At 65.7% G+C, this 23,136-nt stretch carries 24 protein-coding genes; 9 read left to right on the top strand and 15 right to left on the bottom strand.

Translation table 11 applies throughout. The features are described from left to right. From G566_RS0111305 to G566_RS0111290, 4 genes are all read left to right on the top strand, one after another. Window positions 1-459, top strand: coding sequence for a peroxiredoxin (locus G566_RS0111305; RefSeq protein WP_040605634.1), 459 nt, complete (start codon window positions 1-3; stop codon window positions 457-459). A gap of 446 nt (window positions 460-905) precedes the next feature. After that, window positions 906-1,898: a M23 family metallopeptidase gene (locus G566_RS14885; RefSeq protein WP_051136037.1), complete on the top strand. Its 993-nt coding sequence runs from the start codon at window positions 906-908 to the stop codon at window positions 1,896-1,898. Between the two features lie 47 nt (window positions 1,899-1,945). Further along, window positions 1,946-2,278, top strand: coding sequence for a HesB/IscA family protein (locus G566_RS0111295; protein WP_022680781.1), 333 nt, complete (start codon window positions 1,946-1,948; stop codon window positions 2,276-2,278). 224 nt (window positions 2,279-2,502) lie between these two features. After that, the gene (locus G566_RS0111290) at window positions 2,503-3,126 is read left to right on the top strand and encodes an HAD-IA family hydrolase (protein ID WP_029131581.1); all 624 of its coding nucleotides are present in this window, start codon (window positions 2,503-2,505) and stop codon (window positions 3,124-3,126) included. Here G566_RS0111290 and G566_RS0111285 read toward each other — a convergent pair whose 3' ends face one another. Genes G566_RS0111285 through G566_RS14265 form a run of 3 tightly spaced genes read right to left on the bottom strand, consistent with a single transcriptional unit; the run spans window position 3,127 to window position 5,839 of the window. Further along, window positions 3,127-4,329: an acyl-CoA dehydrogenase family protein gene (locus G566_RS0111285; protein ID WP_022680779.1), complete on the bottom strand. Its 1,203-nt coding sequence runs from the start codon at window positions 4,327-4,329 to the stop codon at window positions 3,127-3,129. Next, window positions 4,326-5,339: a phosphotransferase family protein gene (locus G566_RS14270; protein WP_022680778.1), complete on the bottom strand. Its 1,014-nt coding sequence runs from the start codon at window positions 5,337-5,339 to the stop codon at window positions 4,326-4,328. The genes G566_RS0111285 and G566_RS14270 overlap by 4 nt, the downstream gene beginning before the upstream one ends. Then, the gene (locus G566_RS14265; RefSeq protein WP_022680777.1) at window positions 5,336-5,839 is read right to left on the bottom strand and encodes a GNAT family N-acetyltransferase; all 504 of its coding nucleotides are present in this window, start codon (window positions 5,837-5,839) and stop codon (window positions 5,336-5,338) included. Before G566_RS14265 ends, G566_RS14270 begins: the two co-directional genes overlap by 4 nt. 93 nt (window positions 5,840-5,932) lie before the next feature. Between G566_RS14265 and G566_RS0111270 the strand changes: the two genes are divergently transcribed. After that, window positions 5,933-6,457, top strand: a complete 525-nt coding sequence (locus G566_RS0111270) for a GNAT family N-acetyltransferase (protein WP_022680776.1) — start codon at window positions 5,933-5,935, stop codon at window positions 6,455-6,457. Here G566_RS0111270 and G566_RS0111265 read toward each other — a convergent pair. Further along, window positions 6,441-8,531 (bottom strand): TonB-dependent receptor, encoded by a 2,091-nt coding sequence (locus tag G566_RS0111265; protein ID WP_022680775.1) that lies wholly within the window; start codon window positions 8,529-8,531, stop codon window positions 6,441-6,443. The genes G566_RS0111270 and G566_RS0111265 overlap by 17 nt on opposite strands. A gap of 97 nt (window positions 8,532-8,628) precedes the next feature. After that, entirely contained in the window at window positions 8,629-10,581 is a 1,953-nt protein-coding gene (gene acs, locus G566_RS0111260; RefSeq protein ID WP_022680774.1) for an acetate--CoA ligase, read from the bottom strand. Between the two features lie 46 nt (window positions 10,582-10,627). On the opposite strand from acs, the gene G566_RS0111255 reads away from it, so the two are divergent. Beyond that, window positions 10,628-11,083, top strand: coding sequence for a nucleoside deaminase (locus G566_RS0111255; RefSeq protein ID WP_029131580.1), 456 nt, complete (start codon window positions 10,628-10,630; stop codon window positions 11,081-11,083). A 52-nt stretch (window positions 11,084-11,135) separates the two neighbouring features. Beyond that, a complete protein-coding gene (locus G566_RS14260; protein ID WP_022680772.1) occupies window positions 11,136-12,473 on the top strand; it encodes an APC family permease in 1,338 nt (445 codons plus the stop codon). On the opposite strand, the gene feoB is transcribed toward G566_RS14260, so the two are convergent. The 3 genes from feoB to G566_RS0111235 form a co-directional block, all read right to left on the bottom strand. Then, window positions 12,439-14,304: a ferrous iron transport protein B gene (gene feoB / locus G566_RS0111245; RefSeq protein WP_040605608.1), complete on the bottom strand. Its 1,866-nt coding sequence runs from the start codon at window positions 14,302-14,304 to the stop codon at window positions 12,439-12,441. The genes G566_RS14260 and feoB overlap by 35 nt on opposite strands. Continuing rightward, window positions 14,301-14,555 (bottom strand): FeoA family protein, encoded by a 255-nt coding sequence (locus G566_RS0111240; protein ID WP_029131578.1) that lies wholly within the window; start codon window positions 14,553-14,555, stop codon window positions 14,301-14,303. Before G566_RS0111240 ends, feoB begins: the two co-directional genes overlap by 4 nt. A 61-nt stretch (window positions 14,556-14,616) precedes the next feature. Further along, a complete protein-coding gene (locus tag G566_RS0111235) occupies window positions 14,617-15,255 on the bottom strand; it encodes a COQ9 family protein (RefSeq protein WP_029131577.1) in 639 nt (212 codons plus the stop codon). 209 nt (window positions 15,256-15,464) lie between these two features. On the opposite strand from G566_RS0111235, the gene rpsU reads away from it, so the two are divergent. Next, complete coding sequence (gene rpsU, locus G566_RS0111230; protein ID WP_022680769.1) at window positions 15,465-15,671, top strand: 30S ribosomal protein S21; 207 nt, start codon at window positions 15,465-15,467, stop codon at window positions 15,669-15,671. Window positions 15,672-15,799: 128 nt separating this feature from the next. Further along, window positions 15,800-16,318 (top strand): FKBP-type peptidyl-prolyl cis-trans isomerase, encoded by a 519-nt coding sequence (locus G566_RS0111225; RefSeq protein WP_022680768.1) that lies wholly within the window; start codon window positions 15,800-15,802, stop codon window positions 16,316-16,318. Window positions 16,319-16,488: 170 nt separating this feature from the next. On the opposite strand, the gene lepB is transcribed toward G566_RS0111225, so the two are convergent. From lepB to rpsD, 7 genes are all read right to left on the bottom strand, one after another. After that, entirely contained in the window at window positions 16,489-17,304 is an 816-nt protein-coding gene (gene lepB, locus G566_RS0111220) for a signal peptidase I (RefSeq protein WP_022680767.1), read from the bottom strand. Then, window positions 17,301-17,720, bottom strand: coding sequence for a holo-ACP synthase (gene acpS, locus G566_RS0111215; RefSeq protein WP_040605630.1), 420 nt, complete (start codon window positions 17,718-17,720; stop codon window positions 17,301-17,303). Before acpS ends, lepB begins: the two co-directional genes overlap by 4 nt. An 8-nt stretch (window positions 17,721-17,728) precedes the next feature. Then, window positions 17,729-18,478: a pyridoxine 5'-phosphate synthase gene (locus tag G566_RS0111210; RefSeq protein WP_022680765.1), complete on the bottom strand. Its 750-nt coding sequence runs from the start codon at window positions 18,476-18,478 to the stop codon at window positions 17,729-17,731. Next, window positions 18,475-19,506: a serine hydrolase domain-containing protein gene (locus G566_RS14255; protein ID WP_022680764.1), complete on the bottom strand. Its 1,032-nt coding sequence runs from the start codon at window positions 19,504-19,506 to the stop codon at window positions 18,475-18,477. Before G566_RS14255 ends, G566_RS0111210 begins: the two co-directional genes overlap by 4 nt. Beyond that, a complete protein-coding gene (gene pyrE / locus G566_RS0111200) occupies window positions 19,503-20,084 on the bottom strand; it encodes an orotate phosphoribosyltransferase (protein ID WP_022680763.1) in 582 nt (193 codons plus the stop codon). The genes G566_RS14255 and pyrE overlap by 4 nt, the downstream gene beginning before the upstream one ends. 57 nt (window positions 20,085-20,141) lie before the next feature. Continuing rightward, entirely contained in the window at window positions 20,142-22,244 is a 2,103-nt protein-coding gene (locus G566_RS0111195) for a RelA/SpoT family protein (protein WP_022680762.1), read from the bottom strand. A gap of 128 nt (window positions 22,245-22,372) precedes the next feature. Beyond that, window positions 22,373-22,984: a 30S ribosomal protein S4 gene (gene rpsD / locus G566_RS0111190; protein WP_029131576.1), complete on the bottom strand. Its 612-nt coding sequence runs from the start codon at window positions 22,982-22,984 to the stop codon at window positions 22,373-22,375. Between the last annotated feature and the right edge of the window lie 152 nt (window positions 22,985-23,136).

The following is a 23,136-nucleotide window of genomic DNA, read 5'->3' as shown; positions in this document are numbered from 1 at the left end:
ATGCCCACCCCCGGAACCGCTGCCCCGGCCTTTACGATGGACGGCGACACGGGCCCGATCAGCCTTGGCGAATTCGCCGGCAAGAAGTTGGTGCTCTATTTCTATCCCAAGGACGACACGCCGGGCTGCACCAACGAAGGCAAGGCGTTTTCGGCGCTGAAGGCCGACTTTGACGCTGCCGATACGGTGGTGGTGGGCGTGTCGCGCGACAGCGTTGCCAGCCACGCCAAGTTTCGCGCCAAGCACGGCCTGACCGTGCTGCTGGGCAGCGACCCCGGCGACGTGACGGAGGCTTATGGCACGTGGGTGGAAAAATCCATGTACGGCAAGAAGTATATGGGGATCGAGCGCGCCACCTTCTTGATCGGCCGCGACGGCAAAATCGCCGAAGTGTGGGGCAAGGTGAAGGTGCCCGGCCATGCCGAAGCCGTGCTGGCCGCTGCCCAAGCGCTGGCCTGAACTGAAGACGCCCTGAGGATTTCTACGCTACGCCACTTGTACAAACACTGAGGGAGAAAAACCGGCGGCGACCGCATCATCTCGGGGAGGGGACCCCCCTTTCGATGCTGATTCGCCGCCGGCACCCTCGCGCACCAGCGCTCCAGCCGGGGCCCATCCGACGGATCTAACTGCTGCCATGAGTGTATCTACGGCCGCCGACGGCCAGAGTTTCGCGCTTCTGGCACGAAAAGGTCACAATTCGTCGTCTGCGCCGAACGGTTGACCGCTCCCCGGCAATTGACCGGTTGTTCAGCGTCACCGGGGCTGCTCTGTAACCAATGTCAGCCGGGTTCACCGGCGGCAAAGGGGCAATGGTCTTGCGGGGTAAAGGCGCTGGAAGCTGATTCCGGTGAATGCTCTCCGCTTGTCCGGGTTCCCAGCCTGATGAAGGGTCGCACTAAGTCATGCAATTTCTGAGCGGCAAGATGGTGATGGCGGCGCTGGGCCTGTTCGGCTTGGTGGCAGCCGCTCCGGCCGCCGCCGAAGATGCCACCCAAATCGCCCCCATTTCCGCCGTCGCCGCCGTGTCCGCCATGACGCTGGACGACAGCGCCACCAACAAGTCCAGCAGCATGGCCGAATCCCGCCGCGCCTTCCTTGCCGCGCTGGCCAACGAACGCACCGATGCCGCCACCCTGGCCCGCATGCTGCCGCGCGCCGGTCAGCCGGTTGCCGCGCTGATTGGTGCTGCCCCCGCCGGCACCCCGCGCGCCGAAGCTGTGCTGCGCCGCCTTGGCCTCAACCCCGATCGTTTCCTCGGCAACGCCGGCGGCCCGTTCATTGCCGCCAATGATCCGCAAGTGCGCGATCTGCAGGCCAGCGCCGCGCGCCAGGCCGCCATCGCTGCCACCTTCGCTCGCATCCCGGCCTTCCTGCCGGTGAACCATTACGATCCGTCGTCGGATTTTGGTTACCGTTCCGATCCGTTCCACGGCGGCGGCGCCTTCCACGCCGGCATCGACATGACCGGCAAGACCGGCGACGCCATCCACGCTGCGGCCGATGGTGTCGTTGTCCGCGCCGGTTGGTGGGCGGGCTATGGCAAGGTGGTCGTGGTCGATCACGGCAATGGCCTCGAAACCCGCTATGGCCACATGACCCGCTTCCACGTGAAGGAAGGTGATGTGATCCGCCAGGGCCAGGTCGTCGGCGGCATGGGCTCTACCGGCCGTTCGACCGGCACCCACCTGCACTTCGAAGTCCGCCTCGATGGCCGCGCCCTCGATCCGCAGCCTTTCCTTGATCTCGCCAACTTCGGTGTCGATGCCCCGGCCCGCAGCCGCGTCACCGTGATTGCCCCGGTGGATATCGCCAGCGACGAACCCTTCGCACCGCTGGCCAGCGACGACATGGTGATGGCAGGCGGCCGCGCCTGGAAGGTCCGCACCGGCCGCTGATTGCGGCGCCGGTTGCAGCCGGCCTGCCCTGCGCTTACATTGGCGTCATGGAAACGCTGCCCCGCCTCTCCCCCGCCGCCGCCAAACGCGTTGCTGTTATCGCTGAACGTCAGGGCAAACCCGGCATGATGCTGCGCCTCGCCGTCGATGGCGGTGGCTGCGCGGGCTTCCAATATCGCTTCGGCCTCGAATCCGCCCCGGCCGATGGTGATACGCTGGTCGAAACCGACGGCGTCACCATGCTGGTCGATCCCGATTCGTTGCCGTTCGTCGCCGGCGCCGAAGTCGATTATGTCGAGAAGATCGGCGCGGCGGCGTTCGAAGTGAAGAACCCACAGGCGGCGTCGGGCTGCGGGTGTGGGTCGAGCTTCTCGATTTAAGGTTCAAGGCAGGATTGCCTCCGGCGGGCAGGGTCGCAGACCCTGCACCCGTTTGTTTTCGGACAGCGCACGACAAGCAAGCCGGCCTTCAACGGCAAATGGGCAAATCCAACTGGCGGGTGTAGGGTTTGCGACCCTGCCCGCCGGAGGCCCCCCTTGTTGTTTTCTCGGGTGAAGTCCGTCGTCGCCGCGCGTAAGGATTGCAGGGCAACAAGGAAGCGCAAATGGCGATACAGGCGGTGATTTTCGATTTTGGCGGGGTGATCACCTCGTCACCGTTCGAGGCGTTTGCGCTCTATGAGGCACAACGGGGCCTGCCGACTGGCTTCATCCGCACGGTGAATGCCACCAATCCCGATACCAACGCCTGGGCGCGGCTGGAGCGCAGCGAGATCAGCACCGGCGAATTTGATGCGGCGTTCCGGGCGGAAGCGATCAGTCTGGGCCATGATGTGCCGGGCGGTGATGTGCTGCCGTTGCTGGCGGGCGATGTGCGGCCGGGGATGGTGGCGGCGCTGCGGGCGTGCAAGGCGGCGTTCAAGATCGGCTGCATCACCAACAATGTGGCGAGCGAGGAGGATATCGGCTGGGGGCCGAGCGTGAAGCATATCCTCGGCGAGTTTCACCACGTCATCGAGAGTGCCAAGGTTGGCCTGCGCAAGCCCGATCCGCGCATCTACCTGATGATGTGCGAGGCGCTGGGCGTGGCGCCGGCGGCCTGCGTTTACCTTGATGATCTCGGCATCAACTGCAAGCCGGCCGCCGCGCTGGGCATGACGGCGATCAAGGTGACGGGTGAGGCGCAGGCCTTGGCCGATCTGGCGGCAGCGACCGGCCTGCGCTTCTGATCACCAGCCCACTGGATCGGTGAAGGCGCTGCCCTGCCGTTCCAACTGGGTGGCGATGGCGAATTTGTGCACTTCGGTCGGGCCGTCGTAGAGGCGGAACGGTCGCATGTCGCGGAAGATCATTTCGACGACGGTTTCCGAAGTGACGCCGATGCCGCCCAATATCTGCACGCAGCGATCGGCGACCTTGAACAGGTCTTCGGACACGCTGGCCTTCACGATGCTGCTTTCATGGCGGGCGCGCACGCCGTTATCGAGCAGCCAGGCGACGTGGCGGATGGCGAGGCGGGCCTGGTGCAGGGCGATTTCATTGTCGGCCAGCATGAAATTGACGCCCTGGTGGGCGAGCAGCGGCTTGCCAAAGGCAGTGCGCACCCGGGCATGTTCCAGCGCGATATGCTGGCAGCGCGCCGCCGCACCCAGCCAGCGCATGCAGTGGGTGAGCCGCGCCGGCGCGAGGCGCATCTGGGCATAGCGGAAGGCCGAGCCGATCTCACCCAACAGGTGCGACGGGCCAAGGCGCAGCCCTTCGAAGCGCACGACGCAATGGCCTTCGACATAGTTGCGGTCCATCGAATCCATCACGCGTTCGATCTGGATGCCGGGCGTGTCGCCTTCGCACAGGAACAGGGTGGGGCCGTGCGCCCCGTGGGCGTTGGGCTCGACATTGGCCATGATGATCCAAGTCTTGGCGCCGTTTGCCCCGGTGATCAGCCATTTCAGGCCGGAAATCTCGTAATCATTGCCGTTGAACACCGCCTTGGTCTTGAGCTGACCGGGATCGCTGCCGGCGCCATCGGGCTCGGTCATGGCGAAGACGCTGCGGCGCTCGCCGCTGACCATGGGGGCGAGGAACTGCTTCACCTGATCGGGCCGGGCGATGCGGGAGAGGAGATACATGTTGCCCTCGTCCGGCGCGGCGCAGTTCATCGCAACCGGGCCAAGCGTGGACCAGCCGGCGGCTTCGAACACCGCGGCTTGCGTCGCGTGATCAAAGCCCATGCCGCCCAGTTCGGTCGGCGCTTGAGGGGTGAGCAGGCCCTCGGCCTTGGCCAGCGCCACCAGTTCGGCGCGCAGATCGTCGGTGGGGCCGTGCTGCGTCAGGCGCGGATCGCGTTCGAACGGGATGATCTTGTCGATCACGAACTGGCGGGTGCGGCGGGCCAGCGCCTTGGTGGCTTCGGGCAGGGTGAAATCGGTCACAAGGCGCCTTTCTGGTACTGGTCTGCGGCGTGGGCGATGATCGCCAGCGCCAGTGTCTCGAAGTCTGCATAGCGCGTGCCGTCCATCTCGCCGCGCTGCCATTTTCGGTAAAGCTGCATCCAAGCCACCGCCAGCCGCAATCGGGCGAGGGCCGTTGGCCACACGAGATCGCCCACATCATGGCCGCTGACGCCGGCATAGCGTGATGCCACCGCCGTGCGGCCCGGCCAACCAGGGGTGAGCGAGGGCACCGCCATCAGCGGCTTCACGTCACCCGGATCACCCGGTTCGATCCAGTAGGACAGCAGCACGGCAAGATCGAAAGCCCTGGGCCCGCGGGTGGCCATGTCCCAATCGATCATGGCGCGCGCCTGGCAGGTGGCGGGATCGACGAGCAGATTGTCGGGCTTCAGATCCATGTGCAGCAGGACGGGCGTACCGGCTTCGGGCGGGACGGCGGCGGCCAGTGCGGTGATGAGTGCGGCCACGTGGGCCGGCAAACCATCGGGCCACACCGCCTCGGCACGGCTGGTCCAGCCCTTCAACTGGCGGGCGTAGAATCCTTCCGGCTTGCCGAGATCGCCCAGCCCGATCCCCGCCGGATCGAGCGCGTGCAGCGCTGCCATGGCCAGCAACGTGGTTTCCACCAGCGCCAGGCCGTCGCCGGCTTCCGGCGGCAACGTGCCGGCAATCGCCATGCCATCGCGCCGCTCGATCAGCTGGAATTTCGTGCCCAGCACCGCTTCGTCAGCGCAAAAGGCGATCAGGCGCGGCACCAACGGGAAAACGGGGGCGAGTGCGGCCAGCACCTTGGCTTCGCGGGCCATGTCGCTGGCGCCGGCGGCCAGTTGTCCCGGCGGCGGCCGACGCAACACAGCTCGTCCGGTGGTCAATGTCACGCCTTCGTTGCGGTTGGCGATGCCGCCGCCCAGTCGCTCCAGCCGCGCGCCGGGTGCCAGTGCGAGGCCCTGCGCCGGCAGCCACAGGGCAAGATGTTCCAGATCGGTCATGCGCTGCGCACCATGATGCAGCGCCGCGCTGGATCAAGCCCGCCGGCAGCGGCGTGCGCCGGCAGTCCCGCCAGCCATTCGGGCACGGCCGGATCGTGGGCTGCCACTTCGGCAAAGCCGTGCCGGGCATAAAAGGGCGCGTTCCACGCCAGCCAGCGATCGGTGGTGAGTGACAGCCGCGCGCAGCGGAGTGCGGGCGCGGCCGCAATCGCGGCCTGGAGCAGGGCTGCGCCCAGCCCGCGATCCTGAGCATCGCGCGCCACCGACAATTCCTGGATGTGCAGCCAACCCGCAGTGGCAGCGGCCAGCAGGAAGCCGCAGGGCTGGGGCGCTGTCGCCACCCACAGGCTGCGCTCTTTCAAACCCGCTGCCAGCGCCTTTGCCGGCGTCGTCGGCCCATCCACCACATGCGCCATGGCGGTGCCGGCAAACAGCGTCGCCGCCGAGGCTTCGATGGCAGGCAGCAGCGGCAGATCGGTGGGGCGGGCAAGGCGGATCACGTTGTATTGGCTATCACGCTGGCCCCCGCCTGCAACAGCCTGTCATAAAGCGGTTACTGGAAGTTGGCATGGCCTGTGCCTATGCTAAGCGCCATGACCGAACGTCCCGTCCTCTCGTCTGAACGGCTGCTGCTGCGTCCACACCGGATGGCGGATTTCGATCGTCTGGTCTCACTGTGGTCGCACCCGGTGGTGGTGACGCATTTTGGCGGCAAGCCGTTCAACCGGGAAGACAGCTGGAACCGCCTGCTGCGCTATGCCGGCCACTGGCAGTTGATGGGTTATGGCATGTGGGCCGTCACGCGGCCGGGGGAAGATATTCACCTTGGCGATGTCGGCTTCCTGCACGCTGAGCGCACCGGGGTGGAACCCTTTGGTTGCCCGGAAGCGGCCTGGGCCTTTCATCCCGAAGCGCAGGGACAAGGCTATGCCAGCGAGGCCGTGGCTTGTGCGCTGGAATGGGCCGACACGCGCTTCGATCGCACTGTCGCCATGATCAACCCGGCCAACGCCACCAGCATCTCAGTCGCTCGCCGCTGCGGCTTCAGCATCTTTGGCGAAGCCACCTACAAGGCCGAACCAGTGGGCCTGTGGGAACGCCTCAGAAGTTCGTCCTGATCGTCAGCCGGGCGGTGCGCGGTGTACCGGTGCTGATATTGTTGTCGGTGTGCGCGGTCGGGAAATAGCCTTTGTTGAAGATGTTTTCGACATTGAGCTGCGCGCTGACGCCCTTGGCCAGCGTCACGAACACGGCGCCATCCACCCGCGTATAGGCCGGCAACCGCACCGCGTTGCTGATGCTGGTGAAGCTGGCGCCCTGGTGCAGGATGCCGACGCCCAGTGCCACCGGCTCGGCTATCTGGAAGCGCTGCCACAGGCTGGCCTGGAATTCCGGCACCAGCGGCACATGGCGGCCGGCGGGTGCGGCGGTGGTGGTGCTGGTGATGCGGGCGTTTTGCACAGCAAGGCCGGCCTGCACCTGCCACCATTTGGCAATCTGGCCATCCAGGCCAAGCTCGATGCCGCGGCTGCGCTGGCGGCCGGTAAGCTCGACCGTGCCGGCCACGGCGCCGGGCGCGCGCGTGTTGGTGCGTTCGAGCACATAGGCGGCGATGTTGATGTTGAGCGTTGGCGTGATGTCCCACTTGGCGCCGATTTCGCGGTTGAGGAAGCCTTCAGGCTCCAGCGCGGCCAGGCTGGCATCAAGGCTGGTGAACTGGTCGCCTGATTGCGGCAAGTACGAGCGGCTGAAGCTGGCATAGAGCGAGGCGGTGGCCATCGGCTTTACCACCAGGCCCAAGCGGGGCGACCACAGGTGATCAACGCGGGCAAAGCGCGCGCCGGAGAACAGATTGTCCACGGCAAGTTCGAAACGGTCATAACGCAGGCCGCCGAGCAGCTCGACATGATCACCGATCTTCACCTGATCCTGCACGAACAGCGCGGCCACCTCGGCCTGGGCGCGGATGGAGCGGTTGCCCGGCCCGGCGCGGAAGGTTGCCAGCGGCGGGCGGGCACTGTCGGCCAGGGTGACGAAGGCGCGCGTGGCGCCCGGAATGATGCCATCGAAGAAGCCGTTGATGCGCTGGTTGCGCGTCACCTGGCGGCCGAGCTCGAAGCCGGCAAGGATATTGTGCTGGGTGCCGGCAATCGCGGTCTTCCAGTTCAAATCGGTCTGGCTGAACAGATTGTGGCGGCGCGTGGGGTCGGCATAGGCATCCACCCCGATGCGGCCATCGGCGGCCAGCGGCGTGGCCGCATAGACGTTGCTGTAGACCTTGTCGTAATCGGCCCAGCGCGTGCGGTGGCGCAGGGTGAGGCTGTCGGCCAAGCGGTAATCGGCGGCCAGCGACAGCGCATCGACATCCACACGGCTGCGATTGAGCGCCGGATCGCCCACGAAGAGATTGCGCGAGACCGGCGCCGGCCGGCCAGCCTGCGAGGGGATGCCGCGATCGGCCGTGCGATCATCCGCGGCATGTTCATAGCCCAGCACCAGATTGCCGCGACCGCCCAGATCAAGGCCGAGCGTGGGGTTCACTGCCCAGCGCGTCAGGCCATAGAAATCACGGTGATTGCTGGCTTCTTCATAAAAGCCATTGAGGCGGGCGGCGATGCCGGTGGCCAGCGGCTGGTTGAGATCGGCGGCGACGCGCCAGCTGCCCCACGTATCGACCGCGGCATCGGCGGCAATCAGCTGGGCGGCAAGATCGGGCGTCTTGGTGACGCGGTTGATGACGCCGCCGCCACCACCGCGCCCGAAGATCATGGCGTTGGCACCGCGCAGGATCTCCAGCCGGTCCAGATTGTAGAAATCGCGGAAATACTGGACGTCGTCGCGCACACCATCGACGAAGAAATCGGCGGTGCTGTTGTTGCCGCGCAGCACGATCTGATCGCGATTGCCTTCGCCCTGTGCGCCGACAGCACCCGGCACGAAGCGCAGCGCCTCCTGCACGGACAGAATCGCCTGATCGTCCAGCCGCTGCTTCGTGAGCACGGTGACGGCCTGCGGCACATCGAGCAGCGGCGTGTCGGTGCGGGTGGCGGAACTGATGCTGCCGGCACGATACGGGGCTTCCCGCTGGCCGGTGACCACAATGGTGCCGGCGTCATCATCCAGCGTTTCGGCCTGCGTTGCGACGGGCAGGGCAAGCAATAGGGCCGACGACAGCAGCAACGCGCAACGCATGTGTTATTCCTGCGAATGACTATCAATTGCGCCCCTTATTGCGACGCATTCGCAGGATAGCAAGCGGAAACTTGCGAACCGTTCTCAATATATCCGGTCAGCGGTTGAGGCGGCCTTCGACCAGCGCTTCCACGACCGACGGATCGGCCAGCGTGCTGGTGTCGCCCAGGCTGCCATGCTCGTTTTCGGCGATCTTGCGCAGGATGCGGCGCATGATCTTGCCGCTGCGGGTCTTGGGCAGGGCCGGCGTCAGGTGGATATGGTCGGGGATCGCGATGCCGCCGATCTCGGCGCGCACAGTGGCTTTCAGGGCGGCCACCAGGTCTGGGCTGGCTTCCACGCCGAGGTTGAGCGTCACATAGGCATAAATGCCCTGGCCCTTCACGTCGTGCGGGAAACCGACCACGGCTGCTTCGGCCACGTGTGGGTGTGCAACCAGCGCTGATTCGACTTCGGCCGTGCCCATGCGGTGGCCGGAAACATTGATCACATCGTCCACGCGGCCGGTGATCCACCAATAGCCATCGGCATCGCGCCGCGCGCCGTCGCCGGTGAAATAGCGGCCGCGATAGGTGGTGAAATAGGTTTGGGTGAAGCGTTCATGATCGCCGAACACCGTGCGCGCCTGGCCGGGCCAACTGCGCAGCAACACGAGGTTGCCGCTGATTTCCTGGCCGGGTTGCCACGCGATGATGGTGCCATCGGCCTCCACCAGCGCCGGCTCGATCCCGAAGAAGGGCCACGACGCGCTGCCGGCCTTCAGCGGCGTCGCGCCGGGCAGGGGTGTGATCAGCGCGCCGCCGGTTTCGGTCTGCCACCACGTATCGACGATCGGCAGCTTCCCCTTGCCGACGACGCGGTGATACCAGTTCCACGCCTCCGGATTGATCGGTTCGCCAACCGTGCCGAGCAGCCGCAAGCTGGACAGGTCGTGACGGTTCACCGGTTCATCTCCGTCGCGCATGATGGCGCGCAGGGCGGTTGGGGCGGTATAGAAGATGTTGACCTTATGCTTGTCGATCACCTGCCAGAACCGGTCGTTGGCCGGGAAGCTCGGCACGCCTTCGAACATCAGCACGGTGGCGCCGGCGGACAGCGGGCCATAGACGATGTAACTGTGGCCGGTGACCCAGCCGACATCGGCCGTGCACCAGAAGGTTTCGCCGGCGCGATAATCGAACACGGTTTCAAAAGTGAGATTGGCCCACAGGAGATAGCCGGCGGTGGAATGGAGCACGCCCTTGGGCTTGCCGGTGGAGCCGCTGGTGTAGAGGATGAACAGCGGATCTTCGGCGTTCATCGGCTCCGGTGTGCAGCTATCCGGTACGTCGGTCCGGATGTCGTGCCACCAATGGTCGCGGTCTTCCACCATGGCGATTCGGCCGCCGGTGTGGCGGATGACCAGCATGGCTTCGACGTTGACGCCGGCGACTTCGGCCTTATCGCAGGCTTGGTCGGCGATGGCTTTCAAGGGAATGGGCTTGCCGCCACGCCGGCCTTCGTCGGCGGTGATGATGAAGCGGCTTTGCGCGTCTTCGATGCGCCCGGCCAGGCTTTCGGCAGAGAAGCCGCCGAACACCACCGAATGCACGGCACCGATGCGCGCACAGGCCAGCATCGCCATCGCGGCTTCGGGGATCATCGGCATGTAGATGGTGACGCAGTCGCCCTTGTCGACACCCAGCGCCACCAGTGCATTGGCCATGCGCGCCACCTCTTCGCGCAACTCGCCATAGCTGATGCGGCGGCCTTCAGCCTTGGGATCGTCGGCTTCCCAGATGATGGCAGTGCGCTTGGGGTCAGCTTCGGCCCAGCGATCGAGGCAGTTCCAGCTGGCGTTGATGACGCCATCTTCGAACCACTTGATGTCGACCGGGTCCCACGACCAGTTGCCCATGATGGTGGGCGCCTTGTACCAATCGAGCCGCCCGATCTGGTTGCGCCAGAAGCCATCGGGATCGGCGAGGCTCTGCGCGTAAAGCGCATGATACTGCTCCGCCGTGGTGCGGGTGATTGCGAGGGCCTCTGGGGTGACGCGGTGCATGCTCATGCGCGCTAGACTAGGCCGCAGCGCCGCTTGCCGCTAGAGGCTGTGCATGGCCTTTCCCCCCTCCAAAGCGATGGCATGCGCGCTGGATGAAGCCCGCGCGGCCGCCGCGCGCGGCGAAGTGCCGGTGGGCGCAGTGATCACCGACGCGGCGGGACAGGTGGTGGCTCAGGCCGGCAATCGCACCCGCGAGCTCAACGACCCGACCGCTCATGCTGAGATGCTGGCGATCCGCGCCGCCTGTGCGGCGCTGGGCAGCGAACGGCTGCTGGGCTGCACGCTTACCGTTACGCTGGAGCCGTGCGCCATGTGCGCGGCAGCCATCGCAGCGGCGCGGCTGGAACGGGTGGTCTATGGCGCGTCCGATCCGAAATCCGGCGGGGTGGAGCACGGCGCGCGGGTGTTCAGCCACCCGCAGGCCCATCATCGGCCCGAAGTGGTGGCCGGCGTGGCAGAAGCCGAAAGCGCGGCGTTGCTGAAGGACTTCTTTGCCGGGCGGCGTTGACGGGGCGAACTGCCCCCTTGCCGCAAGCCAACGGCCCGGCCACGCTGCCGGCATGACCTCCACCGCTCCCCGCCGTGTCTTAGGGCCGTTCGCCGCCGCCTCCGTTGTCGTCGGCATGGTGGTCGGGGCGGGCATCTTCCGCTCGGCCAGCCTGGTCGCGGCTAATCTGCAGAATGACATGCTGGTGCTGGCCGCATGGGCGCTGGGCGGGCTGTTCGCGCTGTGCGGCGCGCTGGTCTATGCCGAATTGTCCAACGCCTTCCCGCATCCGGGCGGTGATTATCGCTTCCTGAAACTCGCTTATGGCCCGCTGGTGGGCTTCCTCTTCGCCTGGTCGCGTTTTGCGGTGATCTTCTCCGCCTCTGCGGCGATGCTCGCCTTTGTGGCGGCGGATTATCTGGCGGAACTGGTGCCGCTTTCGGGGCTGGCGCGCGGCGGGGTGGCGGGGCTGGCGATTGTCGTGCTCACCGGGTTCAATCTTGCCGGGGTCAAGCGATCGACCAATGGCCAGATCGTGCTGGTCAGCGCCGATGTGCTGGCGCTGCTGGTGCTGGGCGTGGCCGCGGCCAGCCTGATCGCGTCCGGCACGCCGCCACTCACGCCCACGCCGGTGCCGCAGCCGTTTGGCGCTGCGGCGTTCGGTCAGGCGATGGTGTTCGTCATGTTGGCCTTTGGCGGCTTCAACGATGCCGCCACCTTGTCGGCCGAGGTGCGCCGCCCGCGCGACATGACGCTGGCGATGGTGGGCGGCATGGGCGTGGTCACCGCGCTCTACCTGTTGGCCAATTGGGCCTATCTCACCGGCCTGGGCGGCGCTGGCCTGGCGGCAAGTGCGGCACCAGCGGCGCAACTGATGGCCATCGCCTTCGGGCAGGCCGGGCAGGTGACGATGGTGATCTTCGTCGGCATCGCGGCGCTGGCGATCGTTAACGCGCTGGTGATCGTTGGCGGCCGCACTCTCTATGCCGTGGCCGGCGATGAACCGGCGCTGGGCCGGCTGGCCGCGTGGGACGAGGTGGCCGGCGTGCCGCGCCGGGCGATCTGGGTGCAGTGCGCCGTCTCGCTCTGCCTGGTGGCGTGGGGGTCGCTTTCCACCGGCTTCGCCCAGATGGTGGATTTCCTGTCGCCGGTGTTCTGGCTGTTCCTCTCCCTCACCGGCCCGGCGCTGATCACCCTGCGCCGCCGCGCGCCCGCAGTTGAACGACCCTTCAAGGTGCCACTCTACCCGCTGGTGCCGCTGATCTTTACCGGCGGCTGCCTGTTCGTGCTGCAAAGCTCGCTGCGCTATGTCGGCTGGACGGGCAGCGCGATCAGTTTCGGGATGCTGGGCCTTGGGCTGGGCGTGCGCTTCGCTCTCAAAGCCCCGCTGCAACCGCCAGATGGTAAGTGATGCCGGCCGCAACATAAGCGGCGGCAAACAGGTAAGAGAACATGAAGATCGGCCAGCGCCAGCTGGCGGTTTCACGCCGGGTGATGGCCAGCGTTGAAATGCACTGCGGCGCGAACACGAACCACGCCAGGAACGCCAGCGCGGTGGGCAGTGGCCAGGCGCTGCGCAGCCGCTCGATCAGGCTGCCGGCATTGTCTTCGGACACGTCGTTGAGGGCATAGACGGTGCCGAGCGCGGAGACGGCCACTTCGCGCGCCGCCATGCCGGGCACCAGCGCGATGACGATTTCCTTGTTGAAGCCGATGGGGGCGAAGATCGGTTCCAGCGCCGCCCCGATCTTGCCGGCGAGGCTGTATTCGATCGGCGGCTTGGTGCCCCCAACCGGCGGTTGCGGCCAACTGGCCATGGCCCACAGCACGACGGTGGAAGCCAGGATGATGGTGCCGGCCCGCTGCAGAAAGGCGGTGGCGCGGCCATAAAGGCCCAGGCCAACGTCGCGCAGCGCCGGCCACTGATATTTCGGCATCTCCATCAGGAACGGTGGTGCCGCGCCCTTGGTGACTGTGCGCCTGAGCGCAAAGGCGGCGACCAGCGCCCCCAGGATGCCGGCGAGGTAGAGCGCAAACAGCACCAAGCCTTGCAGGCCGAATGGGCCGACATCGCGCGCGGGAATGAAGGCACCGATCACCACGGCATAGACCGGCAGGCGGGCCGAACAGGTCATCAGCGGGGCGATCAGTATGGTGGTGAGCCGGTCGCGCGGCGAATCGATGGTGCGGGTGGCCATGATGCCCGGCACGGCGCAGGCAAAGCTGGAGAGCAGCGGGATGAAGGCGCGGCCGTTGAGGCCAACCCGCGCCATCAGCCGGTCCATCAGAAAGGCGGCGCGGGTCATGTAACCGGTCTGTTCCAGTGTGATGATGAACAGGAAAAGGATCAGGATCTGCGGCAGGAACACCACCACCGCGCCAACGCCGGCGAGCACGCCGTCGTTGAGCAGGGAGAGCAGCCAGCCTTCGGGCAGGGCGGTAGAAAGTTTGGCCTGCAGTGCGGCCACCCCGGCTTCGATCCAGCCCATCGGCGCTTCGGCCCAGCTGAACACCGCTTGGAACATGAAGAACAGCACGGCAGCCAGCAGCAAAGGGCCGGCCAGCGGATGCAGTACCACGGCATCGATGCGCTGCGACCAGGCCCTGGCGCTGCCGGTGCTGGTTTGGACGGAGGCGGAGAGCGTGCGCGCCTGTTTCTGCAGGGCGCGCACGTCGCTGGGGCGCTCCTGCGGCAGGGCGGGCGGCGTATCGCCGATGCGGGCCGCGAGCGCGGCGCCGAGTGCTTCGAGGCCGAGGCGGCGCACCGCAACGGTTTCCACGACCGGCAGATCGAGCAGCGCGCCCAGCCGGGCCGAATCGATGCCGATGCCGTCGCGCGTGGCGAGATCGATCATGTTCAGCGCCACCACCAGCGGCAGGCCCAGCGCTTTCAGTTCCAGCACGAAACGCAGATGGTTGCGCAGATTGGTGGCGTCCACCACGGCCACGATCGCATCCAGCGGCCGTTCGCCGACGATACGGCCGAAGATGGCATCGCGGGTCACGGCTTCGTCGGGAGAGCGCGGGGACAGGCTGTAGGTGCCGGGCAGATCGATCAACTCGGCGCTGCGGCCATCGGGCAGGGCGAGGCGGCCGGCTTTGCGTTCGACGGTGACGCCGGGATAATTGCCCACTTTCTGCCGGCTGCCGGTGAGCGCGTTGAACAGGCTGGTCTTGCCGGCATTGGGGTTGCCGACCAGCGCCACCACCGGCTGGCGCGTGATGGACACGGGCGCGTTCATGGCTCCACCTCGATCAGGCGGGCCATGTCGCGGCGCAGTGCCACCACCATGTTGCCCACCCGCACCGCAAGCGGATCGCCGCCGAACGGGGCGCGGTGCAATATCTCCACGTCCACGCCTTCATCAAAGCCAAGTTCGCACAGGCGCTGCGCCGTGCCGGGATCCAGGCCGGCGCGATCGATGGCGGCAATCAACGCCACTTCGCCCACGGCCAGCGCGTCGATCGGGCGATGAAGGGCGGAAGTGGTCAAGCGGATGGTCCGGTCGCGAAAGTTGCGAACCGTTATCAATATTGCGCGCGGGGCGCCAGCGTTAAACCGCCGGGTAGCGCAAGCGGCCGAGGAAGCGCGCCGGATCAGGCAGCTTGCCCGCCATGCCGGTGAGCTTGGCCTTGGCCTTTTCAAAGCGCATCACGCCATCGATGCGGCGATCGATGAAGGCCCGGGTGGCGGCGAAATCCTCCGAATCATCCTGCGTCCAGTGCAACAGGGTGGCCGAATAGATGCCGGAAAGGATCAGTCGCTTGGTGTAATGATTATAGTCGGTGGCGGTGTCGCCGGCGGCGCGCCACATGGCATCGGCGGCCTGCCACAAAAGCGTGGCCGAAAGCGCGGCGTGTTGCGGTTGGGCGAGCAGGTTCAGCGCGCGGCGCGTCACTTCGCGATCCCCGGTTTCAAGCCGTGTGACCAGCGCCATGCGAATGCGGTCCCGAATCTTCAGGTTGTGGGCACCGGCCATGGCTTCGGCCATGTTCGCATTCACAGTGGCGGTCCAGGCGGTGAGCATTGCTTCGGCATCGGGCAGGGCCATGGCGGCGATATCGGGATCGATTCCGATATCGCGGGCGGCTGCGGCCAGTGCGGCCGGGCTCCAGCCGTCGAACGGCACGTGCGGCAGCATCGCCTGCACCAGGCGGGGGGCCAGTTCGGCCAGCGGGATGTCCTGCGTCATGGCGATCTTCATAGCGCGCGCGGCCGGCGCTTCACAGTCGATATTGCGTCGCGGGGAGCGCCCTGCTTGCCACCCCGCTTGCAGCCCCGGTGGGCATCTGCTATCGGCCACGCCTCTGTCATCGGGGCGACTCGGTGTGCATCCTTATTTCTTGAATTAACCCGAATATGGGGCCGCTGCCCCCGAACGAAATGGAGTGACGGCAACTCATGCAAATTCTGGTTCGCGATAACAACGTCGATCAGGCCCTTCGCGCCCTGAAGAAGAAGCTGCAGCGCGAAGGCGTTTATCGCGAAATGAAGCTGCGCCGGCATTACGAGAAGCCGTCGGAAAAGCGCGCCCGTGAAAAGGCTGCCGCCGTCCGCCGCGCCCGCAAGATGGACCGCAAGCGCATGGAACGTGACGGCGTCAAGTAAGACGTCCCACGGTGAATCGCGGCTGAGGGCCGGGCAGGGTTGACCCTCTGCCCGGCCCTCGCCATGTAAGCGCTGCGCACATGCAAGCGCTATGCAGGCGCCAGCAATTTTCGGATTTCGAGGCACATATGTCAGGTCAGGCAACCAATAACGCCGGTGGTGTCGGCATCGGCAAGTGGCTGGCGGCGGGCGCCGTCGTGATCGCCGTGGTTGGCGTGCTGGTCTATACCGGCACGCAGAGCCAGGTGGCCGCCGTGCGCACCGCCGATGTGAAGTATATGGCCGCCAACAAGAGCAAGCCCGGCGTGATCACCACCGCATCAGGCCTGCAATATCAGGTGATTCGCGCTGGCCAGGGCCCAAAGCCGGCTGCCAAGGATACGGTGCTGGTGCATTATGAAGGCAAGCTGATTGACGGCACGGTGTTCGATTCGAGCTACCAGCGCGGTCAGCCGGCGGCCTTCCCGCTTGATCAGGTCATCCCCGGCTGGACCGAAGGCGTGCAGCTGATGACAGTTGGTTCCAAATATCACTTCGTGGTGCCGCCGCAGCTTGCCTATGGCAGCCAGGGCGCCGGCGGCGTGATTCCGCCGGGCGCAGTGCTGGAATTCGATATCGAACTGCTGGCGGTAAAGCCGGCGCAGTAAAGTCCGCAGGATCAGTTAGACGTGCCTCCGGCGGCGAGGGCCTGAGGCCCTGGACCCACTTTCGTTTGGCGCGCGTCTGGCGACAAGCACAGAGCATTTGGATCGTAAAACAAACGGGTGCAGGCCTCAGGCCTGCCCGCCGGAGGCCCTCTTTTCTAGCGGTTCAAAGCTCAGTTGTCGCGCAGCGACAGGAACCAGCGGTCACGCAGGGCGGTCACCCAGGTGACCGGGTTCAGGCTGGTCGAACCATCCAAGCTGAAGGTGGTGAATTCGGCGCGGCCAACGATGTTTTCCACCGGCAACAGGCCCAGCCCGCCCACTTCGGCGGGGAAGCGGCTGTCTTCGCTGTTGTCGCGATTGTCGCCCATCAGGAACACATGGCCTTCTGGGACGATCACCGGTTCGGTGTTGTCCTGCGGCAGGTTGGCGAGATCGAGCACGGTGTAAGTGCGGCCGCCCGGCAGGGTCTCGCGATAGGTGGGCAGGTGGCATTCGGCGGTGCCATCGGGCGTGATCACCCGATATTGCGCGTCGATCATGGTGGCGCAATCGCTGTTGGGCGTCACCTTCATCACCGTATCGGCCAGCTTCAGCTTGGGCACGGCCACGCCGTTCAGCCACAACTGGCCATCATTCATCTGCACGGTATCGCCGGGCAGGCCGATCACCCGCTTGATCCAGTCATCCTGGGCAATGGGCGATTTCAGCACCACGATATCGCCGCGTTCGGGCAGGCTGCCGAACAGCCTGCCATCCATCTTGGGAAGCACGTTCAGCGACGGCGACAGATAGGAATAGCCATAGGGATATTTCGATACGATCAGCCGATCGCCAACCAGCAGGCCGGGCAGCATTGATCCGGACGGGATGTAGAAGGGCTTGGCCACTGCGGTGTGGACCGCGAGCACGGCCAGCGCCAGCAGGAGCAGCTGCCAGGCTTCCTCCGCCCAGTTGATCTTCTTCTTGGTCGCCACAGCTTCGCTCATTCCACACCAATCGTGATCAGCACGATGGCCTGCGCCCACGGATGGTCGTCAGTCATCGTCAGATGAATCGCCGCCTTATGCCCGCTGGGCGTGATTTGTGCCAGCCTCGCTGCCGCGCCGCCGGAAAGCTGCAGGGTCGGTTGTCCGCTGGGCAGGTTGACGACGCCCATGTCCCGCCAGAACACGCCCTGGCGAAAGCCGGTGCCCAGCGCCTTGGCACAGGCTTCCTTGGCGGCAAAACGTTTTGCGAAAGTGGCCGCGCGGGTGAGTTCGCGGCGGTTGGCCTTGGCCTGTTCGATATCGGTGAAGATGCGGTTGATGAAGCGGTCGCCAAAGCGATCAATGCTGCTGGCGATGCGCTCGATATTGCACAGATCGGAACCCAGGCCGATCAGCGCCAATCCCGATGGCACCATCAGGCCGCTCAAGCGCGTGCCTCGTCCATCAGGCCACGCATCCGGCGGATGGCGGCATCAAGACCAACGAACACTGCTTCCCCGATCAGGAAATGGCCGATGTTGAGTTCGGCTAGCTGCGGCAGCGCCGCGACGGGCAAGACATTGTCATAGGTGAGGCCATGGCCGGCGTGCATCTCAAGGCCGAGTGCCACACCGGTTTCCGCCGCGCGGGTCAGGCGGGCGAGTTCGCGCTCGATCTCATCTGGCGTTTCCGCATGCGCATAAGGCCCGGTGTGCAGCTCCACCACCGGCACGCCCAGCCGGGCAGCCGCTTCGAGTTGACGCGCATCGGGCGCGATGAACAGCGAGACGCGAATGCCGGCATCCTGCAGCCGCGCCACGATCGGCTGCAGTGTGTTGTGCTGGCCGGCGGCATCCAGCCCGCCTTCGGTCGTGCGTTCGGCGCGGCGTTCCGGCACGATGCAGGCGGCGTGGGGCTTGTGGGCCAGCGCGATGGCCAGCATTTCATCGGTCGCCGCCATTTCGAGGTTGATCGGCAACGAGATGGCGCCGCTCAGCCGGATCAAATCAGCATCGGTGATGTGGCGGCGATCCTCGCGCAGATGGATTGTGATGCCATCGGCACCGGCCGCGGCCGCCACGTCCGCGGCGCGCAGCGGGCAGGGATGCAGGCCGCCACGCGCGTTGCGGATGGTGGCGACATGATCGATGTTGACGCCAAGGCGCAGATGGTTGGGGCGGAGGTGGGTTGTCATGCGTCGACGGCCTTGCAGGCGGCCGCGCTGAGCAGTTCATAGCCCAAGCCGGCGCTCTGCCACAATTCGCCGAAGTCAGTCTTGTCGCGGTTGGTCATGGCAATCAGCACGATGTTGCGTTCGGGCAGGATATAGTTACGCACCTGCACGCCGCCAATGGCACCCCGCCGTTCGATGATGCGCTGCGAAGCGTCGCACCCGCGCAGCTTCACATCATAAGCCCATTGGCCGAGCGCAGCGTAGCCATATTGCGGGCGGCCCTCCCACATCTTGGCGCGGGCAGTGGCCGGCAGCAGCTTGCCATTGATCAGCGCCTGATCGAAGCGCCACAAATCGCGGATGGTGCCGGTGATGGCGCCCGCCGCGCCATAGGCCGCCAGATTCACCGGCGCTTCGCCCATCCCGGCGACATGCGGCCCGGCGATGCGCACGCTGGTCATGCCCAGCGGTTTCGTGATGCGTTCGGTGAGCAACTGCGCATAGGGCTTGCGGTTCACCACTTCGAGCACGCGGCCGGCGATGATGTAATCGCAATTGTCGTAGTTGAAGCTCTTGCCCGGCTGATCGCGCACTGCGCCGGCGCACACGGCATTTGGCAGCACGCGCGCGCCCGGGCGGAAGGCGGCGCCGTCGCCGGCATTGCTGTCAGGCAGGCCCGATGTGTGACCCAGCAGCATACCGACCGTGATGCGTTTGCCGGTCGGTCCCTTGAAGGCCGGCAGATAGCGGGTGATCGGCGCATCCAGATCAAGCCGGCCGGCTGCGACATCCTGCATCGCGATGGTGGCGGTGATCTGCTTGGTCACCGATGCCCAGCGCCAGCTGTCGCCGGGCAGAAAGTCCGATGGCGTGCGGGCGCGAACCATGCGCTGAGGCACTTTGGTGCCAAAGCCTTTTTCCAGCGTGACCTTGCCGCCTTCCGAAAGCAGCACGATGCCGGCGAAACTGGCCATATCCGCCGTTTCGGCGACCCGGCCGGCTGGTTCTGGTCCATAAAAGGCCGCGATCATGGCGATCAGCGGAATCATGCCGCGCGGCTGCCCGGCTTGATGGCGGGAATAGCCTCAAGCTCGGGCGGCAGCGCGTCGGGCTGGTAGCTCGGCACATCCAGCCGGATCAGCGGCGTGAACGGCACGCCCAGATCGGCTTTGCCATTTGAACGATCCACCAGCGAGGCGGCATGGATCACCTCGCCACCAGCGGCCGTGATGGCAGCGATGGCCTCGCGGCTCGACAGCCCGGTGGTGACGACATCTTCCATCAGCAGCACCTGCTGCCCTGGCTCCAGCCGGAACCCGCGACGCAGTTCGAACGTGCCGGTCGGCCGTTCGACGAACATTGAATCCACGCCCAATGCGCGGGCCAGTTCATAGCCGCAGATCAGGCCGCCCATGGCCGGGGCGATCACGGCGGTGATACGGGCCTTCACATCGGCCGGGATCTTCGCGGCTAGTGCCTGCGCCAGCCGCTCGGCCCGCGCCGGGCTCATCAACACGCGCGCGCATTGCAGGTAACGCGAGCTGCGCAGGCCCGATGACAGGATGAAATGCCCTTCCAGCAGCGCTTCGGCCGCACGGAATTCGGCCAATACGTCATCATCAGTCATCGTTTTCACTCCAGTCGCGCTCGCATTGGCAGTGCGCCGATGCGGGCGCAAGCGGCCTTACAACCGCACCCTGTCGGCCGATACCACTGCCTTCACTTGGCGCAGGGCGGCCAGGATGGTGGCGAGATGGCCCACGCTTTCAACTTCGATATCAACGATGTCGGTGTGGAATTCGCGATCCCGGTGTTTCAGTGCCAGCCCGACGATATTGGCATTGTGGGCCGCGATGCTGGCGGCCAGACTGGCCAGCGCGCCCGGCTGGTTGTGCACCACAACCGCAATGCGCGCCGCGGCGCCGGCGGTTTCGGCGCCCCATCTCACATCCAGCCACTCGCCGCTTTCATCGGCCAGATGGTCGCAATCGATCACATGCACCGAAATCGGCCCATCGGGCGCGCGCACGCCAACGATGCGATCGCCCGGCACCGGCCGGCAATGATCGCACAACAGGAAACCGACACCCGGGGTCAACCCTTCGATGGAGATGCTCGCCGCCGCCTTGGCTCTGGCGCCGCGCGGCCGGCCGGGGCGGGCACCAGGCACCAGGGCTTCGGCGACCTGATCGTCGGACAACCGGTTTTCCGCCATCGCCAGCTGCAGGGCGGGCCGATCATGCAGCTTCAGCCGGCCCAAAGCCGGCCCCGTGATCTCGTCGTTCAAGGTCACGTTCAGCCGGCCCGCCACCGCGTCCAGCAGCTTGGACCCCATCGCCAGCAATTCCTCGCGGCGTTTGTGGCGCACATGGCGGCGGATGGCGGCGCGGGCCTTGGCGCTGGCCACAAATGCCTCCCACGCCGGATCAGGCGATTTCACCTTGCCCTTCAGGATCTCCACCTGATCGCCGTTCACCAGCCTCGTGCGCAGCGGCACGGCGCGGCCATTCACCTTGGCCCCCACGCACCGGTCCCCCAAATCGCTGTGCACCGCATAGGCGAAATCCACTGGGGTGGAATCGCCGGGCAGTTGGTACAGCTCACCCTTGGGCGTGAACACGAACACCTGATCCTGGAACATCGCCAGCCGAGCGTTTTCCAGCAGTTCTTCCGGGCTCGCCGCATCCTGCAGCACGTCGAGCAGATCTTCGATCCACGGATAGGCCTCGCGCGCCGGAGCGCCATCGGCGCCCAGCTTGTAAGCCCAGTGCGCGGCAACGCCATATTCGGCTTCCTCGTGCATCAGGCGGGTGCGGATCTGCACCTCGATGCGCGCCGCCTCGCCGCCGAGCAGCACCGAGGTGTGCAAGCTGCGATAGCCGTTCGATTTGGGCGTGGAGATGAAATCCTTGAAGCGACCCGGCACCATCGGCCAGCGGCTGTGAACGATGCCGAGCGCGCGATAGCAGTCGCTTTCATCATCCAGAATCACCCGAAACGCCATCACGTCGGATAGCTGTTCGAAGCTCATCTGCCGCGCCGCCATCTTGCGCCAGATGCTGTATGGGCGCTTTTCACGCCCGCTCACGCTGGCGGCGATACCCTTGGATTTCAGCAACCTTTCCAGCGCCCCGGTGATGCGGTGGACGTTGGCGCCGCTGGTGTCGCGCAGCCGCGCCATGCGCTGGCTGATCATCTGGCTGGCTTCCGGCTCGAGATGGCTGAAGGCCAGTTCCTGCATCTCCTCCATGAAGCCATACATGCCGATCCGCTCGGCCAGCGGGGCATAGATGTCCATCGTTTCGCGGGCGATGCGGCGGCGCTTCTCTTCCTTGGCGATGTGGTGCAGCGTGCGCATGTTGTGCAGCCGGTCTGCCAGTTTCACCAGCAGCACGCGGATATCGGTGGACATCGCCAGCAGGAACTTGCGCAGATTTTCGGCTTGGCGCTCGCTTTCGGTCTGCGTTTCGATCTTCGACAACTTGGTGACGCCATCGACCAGCCGGGCCACATCTGCCCCGAACAGCCGTTCGATCTGTTCCTGCGTTGCCACCGTGTCCTCGATGGTGTCGTGCAGGATCGCGGTGGCGATCGTCTTGTCGTCCAGTTTCAGGTCGGTGAGGATGCCGGCCACCTCGACCGGGTGGCTGAAATAGGGGTCACCACTGGCGCGCAGCTGGCTGCCATGCGCTTTCACCGAAAACACATAGGCGCGGTTGAGGAGGTCCTCATCCGCGTCGGGATCATAGGCCTTGACCCGTTCCACCAATTCATACTGGCGCAGCATAGCCGATGATCTTGGGGGGGATTGGGGGTGAGGGCAAGGGTGCAGGGGCGCTGTGTGCAGGACTTTGCTGCGCAAATGAAAAGGGCGGTCCGATGGGCCGCCCTTTTGCATGCAAGCCGGCTGAGCGATCAGCGGCTGTAGAATTCGACGACCAGGTTCGGTTCCATCTTCACCGGGTACGGCACTTCGTCCAGAGCCGGCACGCGCACATAGCTGGCCTTGTTGCCTTCGACCGACACATATTCCGGCACGTCACGCTCCGAAAGGCTCTGGGCTTCCAGCACCAGCGCCATTTCGCGAGCCTTCGGGCCCAGTTCTAGCACATCGCCCGGCTTCACGCGAGCCGAACCGATGTTGCAGCGCACGCCGTTCAGCCAGATGTGACCATGGTTGACGATCTGGCGGGCGGCGAACACGGTCGGTGCCCACTTGGCGCGATAGATCACCATGTCGAGGCGCTGTTCGAGCAGGCCGATCAGGTTCTGCGAGGTATCGCCCTTCATGCGGACGGCTTCGGCATAGACCTTGCGGAACTGCTTTTCGGTCACGTCGCCGTAATAGCCCTTCAGCTTCTGCTTGGCGCGCAGCTGGATGCCGAAATCGCTGACCTTGCCCTTGCGGCGCTGGCCGTGCTGGCCGGGGCCATATTCACGCTTGTTGACCGGGCTCTTCGGACGGCCCCAGATATTCTCGCCCATGCGGCGATCGAGCTTGTACTTGGCGTTGCTACGCTTTGACATTGTTCACCTCAGCTTTGACGACCTGCCGGGATTGGCGGGTCTACCCGGTCTCGCCACAAAAGCCTGTTGCCAGAGTGGGCCGCCGCTTCACCGGGGTGCGGGGCCAGATGCGAAGCGGGTGCGTTAGGGGGGGGCGCCCCCAGAGTCAAGAC

The sequence above is a fragment of the Sandarakinorhabdus limnophila DSM 17366 genome (assembly GCF_000420765.1).
Lineage (GTDB): Bacteria > Pseudomonadota > Alphaproteobacteria > Sphingomonadales > Sphingomonadaceae > Sandarakinorhabdus > Sandarakinorhabdus limnophila.
Note: the sequence above shows the minus strand (reverse complement) of the source record. Positions and strands in the feature narration are given on the sequence as shown.